This is a genomic window from Psychroflexus maritimus (assembly GCF_011089875.1).
GTDB classification, from domain to species: Bacteria; Bacteroidota; Bacteroidia; order Flavobacteriales; family Flavobacteriaceae; genus Psychroflexus; species Psychroflexus maritimus.
This window is the reverse complement of record NZ_JAANAS010000057.1, coordinates 1-11,600: the sequence shown is the minus strand read 5'-3', so window position 1 is coordinate 11,600 and position 11,600 is coordinate 1. Positions and strand designations below refer to the sequence as shown.

At 32.3% G+C, this 11,600-nt stretch carries 6 protein-coding genes; 4 read left to right on the top strand and 2 right to left on the bottom strand.

Annotated features, from left to right (window positions below; all coding sequences use genetic code 11):
* Positions 1 to 173: 173 nt before the first annotated feature.
* On the bottom strand, positions 174 to 7,070 hold the full coding sequence (locus G7034_RS08140) for a tandem-95 repeat protein (protein WP_166400473.1): 6,897 nt from the start codon (positions 7,068 to 7,070) through the stop codon (positions 174 to 176).
* Positions 7,071 to 7,670: 600 nt separating this feature from the next.
* Between G7034_RS08140 and G7034_RS11840 the strand changes: the two genes are divergently transcribed.
* The 4 genes from G7034_RS11840 (at position 7,671) to G7034_RS08125 (ending at position 9,601) form a co-directional block, all read left to right on the top strand.
* Entirely contained in the window at positions 7,671 to 7,901 is a 231-nt protein-coding gene (locus G7034_RS11840; protein ID WP_317163762.1) for a DUF6150 family protein, read from the top strand.
* Positions 7,902 to 8,128: 227 nt separating this feature from the next.
* Positions 8,129 to 8,338, top strand: a complete 210-nt coding sequence (locus G7034_RS08135; RefSeq protein ID WP_166400472.1) for a helix-turn-helix domain-containing protein — start codon at positions 8,129 to 8,131, stop codon at positions 8,336 to 8,338.
* A complete protein-coding gene (locus G7034_RS08130) occupies positions 8,335 to 8,670 on the top strand; it encodes a HipA N-terminal domain-containing protein (protein WP_166400471.1) in 336 nt (111 codons plus the stop codon). The genes G7034_RS08135 and G7034_RS08130 overlap by 4 nt, the downstream gene beginning before the upstream one ends.
* The gene (locus G7034_RS08125) at positions 8,660 to 9,601 is read left to right on the top strand and encodes a HipA domain-containing protein (RefSeq protein ID WP_166400470.1); all 942 of its coding nucleotides are present in this window, start codon (positions 8,660 to 8,662) and stop codon (positions 9,599 to 9,601) included. Before G7034_RS08130 ends, G7034_RS08125 begins: the two co-directional genes overlap by 11 nt.
* A gap of 961 nt (positions 9,602 to 10,562) precedes the next feature.
* On the opposite strand, the gene G7034_RS08120 is transcribed toward G7034_RS08125, so the two are convergent.
* On the bottom strand, positions 10,563 to 11,600 hold a 1,038-nt coding region (locus G7034_RS08120), incomplete at its 5' end, for a T9SS type A sorting domain-containing protein (protein WP_166400469.1).

The following is an 11,600-nucleotide window of genomic DNA, read 5'->3' as shown; positions in this document are numbered from 1 at the left end:
CTACTGGGCTTCCTCCTTTTAATTTAAATCCCTGTTAGGTTTGATGTTAGATAGGACTATAAAAACCCTTGTAAAACTATATACAAGGGTTTTTAGAGTCAATTTTTTGAGGTTAGCCATTTTCTTTAAACCTAACCTTATTTGTTTTCAAACATGACAACAATATCCTAAGCTTATTTTTTAATAAAAACTTTTGATGCATTTCCTTGTTGTGTATAAATTTTAATAATGTACGATGAGCTAGGTAAATCCTTAATTGAAATAGATTTCTCTTTACTAGATAAAACTAATTTTCCAGATAAATCAATAATTTCTGCCTTTAAAAAAGGTATCGCATCGTTTATTGCTATGTTTATTTCATTTGATGATGGATTAGGGTAGATTGACACACCTAAATCTGCGGTATGAGTTAACACATTAAGATTACTTGTATTAAGAATGTTTGATTTTATCTCAGCTGAAGAAAAACTCATTTTGTCCTGACTTTGAGAATCACTACAGTCTGGAGCACTGATTGAGATATAATATTCATAAGTACTAGTAGTTACATTTGCGGTAACATCATTATACGACTGGGTTGAGCTGGACACTGTAGCAAGTAACTCAAAACTTCCATTATCAACTTTACGGTATATTTGATAAGATGAATACTCTACTCCTAAATAGATAGTCCAATTTAAATTAACTGAATTATTTACCGCCACACTACTCTGAAGTAAAATAGTTTTATGAAATGTTGATAAATTAGAAGAATTTCCACAATTGTCTATCGCTCTAACTTTATATTTATATTCAGTCATTAAATTGTTAGAATTTTCATCTAAATAACTTTCTTGTTCAGGGTTGAGGAATCCTATTGATTCATAGATATTTGAAACATTTGTCTCTCTGAGAATTTCATATTCAGAAGTGTTATAAGCCCCCGTCTTATTTAAAAATATTCTATTTTTCTGAGTTTCAACTTCATCACTACTTATATAACAAATTTGTAATTCATTATAAGCAGGAATTAAGTTGACTTCAAATGTCTCGGTGAATTCAAAGTATTCATCTTGGAGTGTTAAATGATATGTTCCAGGAGTCAAATTAATTAAGTCTTGGTTGTTACCCTGTCCTTCAGGTACTATGCCTCCGTTTGAAGCAGACCAATTAAATGACAGCACTCCCAAAGTTTCATTAATTGAAGTTATTTGAATAGATCCATCACCTAATTCTCCTTCACAATATGCATCAGTGACGTTAAAGCTAATTGAAATATCATTAACATTAATAACATTTAACATAAACGACTTTTCAAAAAATTGATTGTTATCATCAGTAGATCTAACCCTTATTGAAAGCAATTGTACAGTTTCATAATCAAAAGGCATTATATTGTATAATTCATTATTAATGATTTCAAAACTTGAATTATCCGAATCCCCTTCACCATTTACCAATTGATAAGTATGAGAATCAAAAGGTAAGTCTAAATCAATAGTTTCAAAACTACCAATTAAAACTCCAGTAGTATTTTCTTCAATTGTGTTTTGACTAAGATTGATATCTGAAGGAAAATTGTTATTTACAGGATTAATAGTTATTGTTACAGTTGCTATATTGCTGTCAAGAATCCCATCATTTGCTTTGTAGGTAAAACTGTCTAGTATTGTTTCAGAATTATCATGAGTATAAAGAAAAGTTCCATCTTCATTTAAAATTAATGATCCATGTGAAGGGCCTTGGACTAATATAGCTGTAATTACATCACCATCTACATCAAAGTCGTTGTCTAAAACAGAGTTATTTCCATTTGTTAAAATATTTGCAGAACTCCCTTCATCAAGATTTATTTCATCATCATTTGCCACAGGAGCATCGTTTATGGGGTTTATGGTGATGTTTACATTAGCTTGATCACAAAGTGCTGGCAATGGGAATCCGTTGTCACAAACTTGGTAAGTAAAAGTATCTTGCCCGAAGTAGTTTTCATTAGGAGTATAAGTAACTTCTCCAGTTAGGTTATTTACAGTTACACTACCGTGTTCAGGCGGTGTTAGAATCTGAAGCGTTTCAGGATCAATATTCCCATCCACATCAGTATCATTTTGGATCACATTAATAACAATGGGGCTGTCTTCATCAAGATTTATTTCATCATCATTGGCTACAGGAGCATCATTTATAGCATTTATGGTGACAAAAACAGTGGCTTGGTCGCAAAGTGAAGGCAAAGGAAAACCATCATCACATATCTCATAAACAAATTCATCTTGCCCGAAGTAGTTTTCATTGGGAGTATAAGTAACTTCTCCAGTTAGGTTATTTACAGTTACACTACCGTGTTCAGGCGGTGTTAGAATCTGAAGTGTTTCAGGATCAATATTCCCATCCACATCAGTATTATTTTGGGTCACATTAATAACAATGGGGGTGTCCTCATCTGAAGAGACAAAAACATCATTGGCTACAGGAGCATCATTTATAGGGTTTATGGTGATAAACACAGTGGCTTGGTCGCAAAGTGAAGGCAAAGGAAAACCATCATCACATACCTCATAAACAAATTCATCTTGTCCGAAGTAATTTTCATTAGGTGTATAAGTAACTTCTCCAGTTAGGTTATTTACAGTTACACTACCGTGTGCAGGCGGTGTCATGATAAGAAGCGTTTCAGGATTTATATTTCCATCCACATCAGTATCATTTTGGATCACATTAATAATTATGGAGTTGTCTTCATCTATTGTTACTATATCATCATTGGCTACAGGAGCATCATTTATAGGGTTTATAGTGATGCTAAATGTAAAGGAACTGTTGTTAATTCCACCATTAGTTTCGCTTCCGCTATCTTGAAGGTTTAGTGTAATATTTGCTAACCCGTGTGCGTCAGGAGCTGGAGTAAAAGTAATAGATGCTGTAGAACTATTGGGGACATAATTCAGGGTAAATTCAGAAAATAAATCTGTTTGATCATTAGTAAAACTCAATGATAAATTTTGATTAGAAAATAAATCCCCATCATTTATACCTGTTAACATAATCGTTTGTTGCGGAGCATCTTCATCAATTGAAATATCATTAATCGCATCCATTTTTGGTGGCGCGTTTGAAGGTGTAGCTAGGGGATTTTCATATGCACCAACGTCTGGAAAACTTAATATTGGCCCAGGGCGTGGGTTGCCATCAATATCATCTAACACTTCAGATAAAGCGCCACCATAACCTATGGCTGGAGAATAGTTTTTAAGAGAGTAATCATTGTTTAAAATATCATTAAAATAAATATCATTAATAGAAGAAATAGTTGTAAACACTGAACCAGATTGGGTATTTGGGTTAGAATCAATTAATACTTTTTCCAAATATGGGAAAACTCCTGAGGTAAAATAAGGTTCTAGAGATTGATTTTCTCTTGTAATAATTGTATTGTATATTTTGTGATAATACTGTGATTGCGCCACTGTGATTTTGTTTGCATTAATGATGGTGCAATTAATAATTCTCGATAATCTATCATTATTACTATATCCTGCATCATGAAATGCAACATCCCCAACATTTTTAAAGACAGAATTAATTACGTCATAAAATCCGTAATACGTGCCAAATGACTTTGATATGTTTTCAAACCAACATTTTTCAACTTTAGCAAATGCCCCAACAGAAACTGAAATACCCGTTTGTATTATGTTAGGAGTATTTGTAGAAAACTTAAAACCTGTTATATTTACATTGATAAGGTTTGAAAAATCACCTCCATTTATATCAAAAATACTCTGATGCATACCTAAAACAACAAGATTTGTTTGTTGGTAACCATCAGTAGAACTAATTGAAATTGATTTTGTTACACTAAAAGTTCCTGTATATGTTCCTGGTTTAACTAATATCTGATCTCCATCAATTGCATAATTTATAGCGGCTTGTATCGTAGCAAAAGGAGCTGTTTCTAAACCAACACTTCCGGTATTATTACCATCAGTTGCCACATAAATTGTTGAGTTATGGAGGGTTGTAGCCAATTCATTTTCATAAGCACCTAAATCTATATTTGATCCAGCGGGAAATGGCCTTATATTATTATCTAAGTCATTAGAATTCCCAGAATTTAAATCATAATTTATACTATACAAATTAATGCTATTTACGCCATGTCCAATGGCTTTTGAATAGTCCGATAATCTAAAGTTTTCTTGAGAGCTATTAACAAATTGAATATCTCCTGATAAATTGTTCTGATAAGTTAAAAAAGTTGGGATTGATACAGTAACTGAATTTTGTCCGTCTTGAATCAGTGAATTTGAAATATTTAATAGTCCTTCAGTTGAACTGATAAATTGATTTTGGCCAATAATGGAATTAATAATTGCACTTTTCCCTCTAAAAGAATTGTTTAATCCACTTGTAACTATTGTCGAATTAAAAATTAAGCCATCCATAACATTGAATGTTCCATTTCCGGTATTATTTTTAATAAGAGAATTTTTGATTATGGAATAGCTATTAGTACTCGAGTTGTGCCAAAAATCAAATAAAGTTGTGGTTGAAGTGTTATTATAAAATTGGCATTTATCCATTTCAAAATTGGCATTAAACGCTCCTAAAGTAGACACGCCATTATTATTTCTATATGTAATATCGTTTAATAATAATTTATTAGTATAATAAAAGTAGGATCCTCCTGGTGCATTGGTTGCAATATTATTTTCAATAATTAAGTGTTCCAATTTTATTTGAAGGTTAGGATGACCTATTCCTTTAACAACTAATCCTCCAGCAATTTCGTAGGTTGGAGATAATCCGTTTTGTATGGTAAATCCACTAAATTTAAGTTCAGCATTTAAATTATTTAAATTAGCACTATTGCCTTCAATTAAAACTACAGGAAACCCATTGGCTCCACCATCAATAATAGTATTTGAAGATGAGCTGTTTGGATTTGGTGTTGAAACGGTTATTACTTTCTCATAAATAGTTAAATTTTCGTAATAAGTACCTGGAGAAACAATTACTAGATCTAAGTCTTCAGAAGCATCAATTGCCGTTTGAATAGCATTCATAGGCGAATTACTTGAACCAAATCCGTCTATTGCGCCTGTTGTTGCTACATACCAAGTATTAGTTGGGGTAGCACTTAAATCTGGGGAAGAAACACTTTCTAATCCATTTGAATCAATTGATTTTATGGAATAATAGTAAGTAGTTCCATTTGTTAACTCAGTGTCGGTATATGAAACAGTAGAATTTGAAACAGTAGTTAATAAAGTAGTAGGATTAGGTGAAGTGCCTTTAAATATTTTATATCCTGTTACGTTATTTGAAGAACTGAGTGTCCATGATAATTTTGATTTTCTTGGAGCTACTTCTACAGTAATATTTGAAGGAAGCTCCGGGAGAGCGTTTGCAATTGAAAACCAACTTTCATTACCTTCAACTTGATCTTCAATATTGTTAGCCAAATTATCATAAGCAGTCAATGCATATTCATTACTTAAATTACCATTAGCAATAGTGTAACTAGTTACATTTCCTAAGTCAATAACATTATCATAAGAATATCCCGTTGGATTGCCGAAATATAATTTATAACCGGATAAGTCACTCTCTAAATTGGCATTCCAAGTTAAAACAACATCATTTCCGCTTATTGTTTTAACCACATTTATTGGTGGTGAAATTGGGGCTAAGATGTTTGGGGTATTTAAATATGGTGTGTAATCAACTAAACCTAATTCAAAATTATCGTTAAAATCATAAATTGCTGCTTGTATTTCATTTTCATTAGAAGTGCTCCAAAAATTATTTTCAGCGTTAATTATTGATGAACTATTATTTTTAAAGGTAAACTTATTTGAAAACACTTTTAAATTATTATGATTAAAAACATGTCCTTCTCCAAATATCGATATCATTTGATCCGAATATTTTGGATTACCAATTATAGTGTTATTTAAAAATATTTTATTTGAAGGGTCTGTGTATGAATCTTGAAGTGAAATTGATTCTCTTAAAGAATATATCAAATTATTGGATATTGTATCATTCTTTTGAGTGCCTCCAGTGAAATAAATACCATTATCTAAATTACTTGAGTTTACTCCAGAACTTGGATTATAAATAATATTATTTTTTATTTTAGATGTTACACCACTTACTCCACCTCCATAATTCCAATAAATAGGGTTATTAACAAATGTATTTTTAACTACTTTAAATGGTGATGCTCCTTGAGGTTCACCGGAATTTCCTCCGTAACCATAAATTTGTCCAACTTGTAAACCAATCGAATTATTATTAAAAATATTATTGTCGATGTCTGTGCTTATAATTTTACAGCCATAACCGCCCCCTGAAAAATCAATCCCTATATCATTATTTGTAAATCTATTTTTATAAATTATTAAATTCTCAAAACTTCTTTGATTTAAATTTAAATCAATTCCATTACCATTTTCATTGAAAACATTATTTTTTATATAAGTATTAATTATATTGTTAGAAACATCATTTGGTAAAAAAGTTTCATATTCAGAATATATTCCTGAATTGTTATCAAAAAATGTTGAGCTATTTATGACAACTCCGTTTGTGTTTCTTAACTCAATTCCATTATTATTATCAATAAATTCACAATTATCAACATAAATCCCAGTATTATATATATATAATCCATTGTTGGCGTGTTTAATTTTAGTGTATTTAAATTGAGAACCTGAAATATAGTTTTGCTCAGAATTAATTAATCCACCTCCTGTAGGTCGAATATTGATTCCTGTCCAATTTCCATTTTGAGGATTCAAAGTATTTGATTCAAAAATTATAAAATTATTTGTTGTTCCAACACAATTTATTTTACCATCTATTCTAATATATAAACCTAAATTTACTTTAACCACAACCCCTGGATCAATGGTTAAAGTTGAACCGGTTTGAACTAGGATATTCCCAGTAACTATGTATGGACTATTCGCTTGTGTCCAGGTAGTATTCGTGTTTATAATCCCAGAAACGTTGGTTTGCGCATTCATCACTGAGGTTAAAGTAAAAATGAAAGCTAATAATGGTATGTTATATATGTATTTCATATCAAGTTATTTTATTGTTTCTTAGATTCAAATTTCTTAAACAAAACAAAGATAATAAATAAAAATTAAAGTTTTTTATAATAAAACGACTTAAGTGTTTGAATTTCTATTATTTATAAATAAAAGTAACTGATTAATATAATTTATTTTGATGATAATTCAACCTCATCAAAATGTTATGAGGTTAAGCTGTATTTAAATGATTTAGGTAATAAATCAATTGTTTCTATTCCTGAGCTGTGCTAGGGGAAACTAGGATTTAAGTTTTCGTCTGTGGTAGTCAGATCTGGTTGCTCAACTGATTACTCAGTCCCACGAGTATTTAAAGGCTAATTGCCTACCCTTGCTAACCAAAGGCGTTCGGAGAGGGATTTTTTATTTATAATCATTGATAACACCTTCGCCAACCTCATATCCACTTATTCTCATGGTTGGCTTTGTCGGTCATAAATATAACTCATAAATATCTTTTCATTATACTTTAAATTTCAGATTTAATTTATTGTAAAGACCAAAGGATGTTTTAATGGAAATTTTGATTTCGTTAATTCTTGATTTATTGGAAAGCAATATCTGGTCTGTTTTTTGCTATTTTTAACGATGAACCATAATACATCTAAAATGAAACACTTTTTTACAATCTCGACAATCCTATTATTCGGAATCAACTATAATTATCAAAAGGCATTTTCTGTCCAATATGCCAACCAAGCGGATAAAAAGTTGTTCTTCGTGGAGTACCAGAACCAAGCTGATTTGAAAATCTATTTTGTGGATTATAAAAATCAGGCGGTTTGGAGAAACAAAGCCAAAGAGCATTTGATATATTGATTTTGTTTCAATTTATCTAATCAGAAACCTGATTTGGTTAAACCCCTTTGATAAGATTACCCCTATTTCCTTAACATAAAGATTTCCTTTTGTAAAGAAAATCGATTTTTTTATACATAATGAATTTTTTATATGATAAAACATATAATATGAATTTAAATAACCTAAATATATGTTTTTACATATAATTTTATATATTTGTATTTAATTATATTTTTAAGCATATAATGAGTGGTTTATCAGAATTTGTAAAGCAACGGAGAAAAAGTGTCAATCTCACCCAAGAGGAATTCGCCGAACGTGCCGGTGTGGCACTGACCGTTATACGTAAAATTGAACAGGGAAAGACCAACCTGAACATGGAAAAGGTAAATCTGGTTCTGAATATGTTCGGACATGAACTGGCTCCCGTTCAGATAAAAAGACAGGATAAATGAGACAGGGACTTGTATATTATAACGACCATTTGGCTGGAACCATCACAGAAACAAATGATGGAGAATACGTCTTTCAGTATGATGACAAGTATGTTGAGCAATATCCCAATGACTTTATAACCTTTACCATGCCCGTAACTCATACTCCCTATAATGACAAACGATTGTTTCCCTTTTTTGAGGGTCTCATACCTGAGGGCTGGCTATTGAACATAGCCTCTGAGAACTGGAAAATAAACCGCAACGACCGCATGGGACTTTTGTTGGCGTGTTGCCATAACTGTATTGGTGCGGTGAGTGTTAAACCTATAATCAAGGAGAATGAAAGGTAAGTGCCTATATTGTTATGGTGAGACAACCGGTGGAAAGGACTTTCACGATAAGTGCTCTATGGCGTTTTTTGGGTCCACAACACCCCCAACAATAGATAACTCCCTCAGCCAAATGGACGAATTGGCCAAGAACGTTGTGGAGCGCAGTGTTGCCGTTCCCGGTGTGCAACCCAAGCTGTCCATGTCCCTGATAAAAGAAACACTGGAAAAGACCGACTCAAGACTGACCGTGATTGGTGCGTTGGGCGGTGAGTTCATTCTAAAACCACCATCGGAGCTTTATCCTGAAATGCCAGAGAACGAACATGTGACCATGAAAATAGCGGAACACTTGGGAATAAAAACTGTTCCATCTTCCCTTATCAGATTGGCATCAGGTGAACTCTCATATATTACAAAGCGAATTGACAGAACACATGATGGCAAAAAGGTCCATATGTTGGATATGTTCCAAATAATGGAGGCCTTCGACAAATACAAAAGTTCTATGGAAAAAATAGGTAAGGCTATTGACCTATACTCCAGCAATACGTTACTAGACAAAGTCCTGTATTTTGAATTGGTCGTTTTTTCATTCATTACCGGTAACAACGATATGCACCTGAAGAACTTTTCCTTGATAAAAGGCCCTGTTGGCTGGACTTTGTCCCCTGCTTATGACTTACTGAACGCATCCATTGCGAATCCGGATGATGATGAAGAGCTTGCCCTTACCCTGAACGGTAAAAAAAGAAAATTAAGGTCTGATGATTTTGTTGCTTTGGGCAAAGGAATGGGACTATCCAGCAAACAGATAAAAGGGGCTTTCAAAAGAACCGTTGATAATTTACCTGTAATAAAAGAATGGATAGATAAATCATTCTTATCGGCAGACATGAAAGAAAAATATAAAGCAATTATATCCTCAAGAACCAAGGCAATAGGGTTGTAAAACAACAACATATCTCCATCTACTGATTTAAATTAGCAATGGGTTATCCCACCACATAAACCAATTCAAAATAGTCGTTCCATTTGATATTACCGAAGACCTCCAGCCTGGTCCTCTTGTTGAACAGGTCTCCAAAGTTCTCGGCGAGCATCCCCCAATCCTGCATCCCGACCTGATAAGAATTCGGAAGAGGTAAGATAAAATCATTGAATATAGAACTTTCAAAAGGTGTTTAATGATAAAAAATCTATGTCTCATCACTACCCATAAGATTTTTAAAATAGTCCATATTGATTAGGTCATTCAGGTTCCTTAGTTCATCTAAATCATTTTTTTTCATACCGCTAAAGAACTCCATACCTTGTCTTATCTCTTCTATTACATTTGATATGGATTCGACAATAATAATAATCATTTAAGTGAAATTCCATTTCTTTGGGTTTTAATATTTTGTATAACCTTAACTTAAGTTCCCTTTCGTTCAAGGGTTTTTTACATTCAACGAAAAACTGAATGTAGTTGGGCATATTCGAATATGGAAAGCATTATTAGATTGCATTTAATGACCTATATAAATCTCTCTAAGTTTTTACAAAATCCAGAAGAAGAATGAGCTAAATTGACTTCTAAACCACCAGATAATCAGCTCAATATGTTTGAGCAGACACCATGCTAATTAATCTTTAATAATTACAAACGGTTTAATAGGGTTTTTGATAGGTTTTAAAACAATTCTGTTAACAATAATTTGTATATACGAAACGAACTAAAGTTCGAATACCTGAAGCCTACTGGGCTTCCTCCTTTTAATTTAAATCCCTGTTAGGTTTGATGTTAGATAGGACTATAAAAACCCTTGTAAAACTATATACAAGGGTTTTTATAGTCAATTTTTTGAGGTTAGCCATTTTCTTTAAACCTAACCTTATTTGTTTTCAAACATGACAGCAATATCCTAAGCTTATTTTTTAATAAAAACCTTTGATGCATTTCCTTGTTGAGTGTATAATTTGATAATATACGATGAGCTTGGTAAATCCTTAATTAAAATAGATTTCTTTTTACTAGATAAAACTAATTTTCCAGATAAATCAAAAATTTCTGCCTTTAAAAAAGGTATCGCATCGTTTATTGCTATGTTTATTTCATTTGATGATGGATTAGGGTAGATTGACACACCTAAATCAGCAGTATGAGTTAACACATTAAGATTACTTGTATTACGGATGTTTGATTTTATCTCAGCTGAAGAAAAACTCGTTTTATCCTGACTTTGAGAATCACTACAGTCTGGGGCACTGATTGAGATATAATATTCATAAGTACTAGTAGTTACATTTGCGGTAACATCATTATACGACTGTGTTGAGCTGGATACTGTAGCAAGAAACTCAAAATTTCCATTATCAACTTTACGGTATATGTTATATGCATCATAGTTTAAACCATTATAACTACTCCAATTTAAATTAACCGAATTATTTACCGCCACACTACTCTGGAGCAAAACCGTTTGATGGGTTATAAGGTTATTGTCCTGCGTATTGCATATACTAATTGTTCTGATACGATAAGCATAACTTTGACTAAGGTTGTTTGAAGTCTCATCTAGGAAAGAGTTCTCATTAGGGTCTTCTATACTTCCAATTAATTGAAAATTATTAGTACTAACTTCCCTAAGAATATCATATTGCAAAACATTATCTCCTCCAAAGTTGTTGATAAAAATTCTATTTTTTGTTGTTTGTTCCTCATCACTTGTCACGTAACATAAAGATGCGTTGTCTACTTCTAGAGTTACCGTTACATTTTGTTGTGCAGAGATGATTTGACCATTTTCATCTGTGAGTGTCCAAGTTACTTGCGTTGTTCCTAGAGGGAATACTTCTGGGGCGTTATTTTCCACTTCAAAATTCAAGCAACTTTGTGCCACAGGATTTCCAAGTTCAACATCAATAGCTTCACAAGAGCCTTGGTTGGCTGTTATTGTGACATCATT